Here is a 527-nt window from a genome sequence, read left to right as displayed (position 1 = left end):
AAAACACGTAAGTATGGTATCAACCGTAATTCAGTAACTTACGGCGTATTCGGCGGTTACCAAATTTTAAACCAAAATAACTTCGGTTTAGCAGCTGAATTAGGCTATGACTACTACGGTCGCGTACGTGGTAACGTAGATGAATTCCGTACAGTTAAACACTCTGCTCACGGTTTAAACTTAGCGTTAAAACCAAGCTACGAAGTATTACCTGACTTAGACGTTTACGGTAAAGTAGGTATTGCGGTTGTTCGTAATGACTATAAAAAATATGGTGCGGAAAACACTAACGAATCAACAACAAAATTCCACAAATTAAAAGCATCAACTATTTTAGGTGCAGGTGTTGAGTACGCAATTCTTCCTGAATTAGCGGCACGTGTTGAATACCAATACTTAAACAAAGCGGGTAACTTAAATAAAGCATTAGTTCGTTCAGGCACACAAGATGTGGACTTCCAATATGCTCCTGATATCCACTCTGTAACAGCAGGTTTATCATACCGTTTCGGTCAAGGCGCTGTAGC

Annotated in this window: 1 protein-coding gene; it reads left to right on the top strand. The window is 39.7% G+C overall.

Going from position 1 to position 527, the window contains the following annotated elements; all coding sequences use genetic code 11:
* The coding region (locus F1379_RS29610) for an outer membrane beta-barrel protein (protein ID WP_150276056.1) at positions 1–527 on the top strand (527 nt) is incomplete at both ends.

It is taken from the genome of Paenibacillus tepidiphilus (assembly GCF_008635795.1).
GTDB classification, from domain to species: domain Bacteria; phylum Bacillota; class Bacilli; order Paenibacillales; family Paenibacillaceae; genus Paenibacillus_AQ; species Paenibacillus_AQ tepidiphilus.
This window is presented reverse-complemented; position numbering and strand designations above follow the sequence as displayed.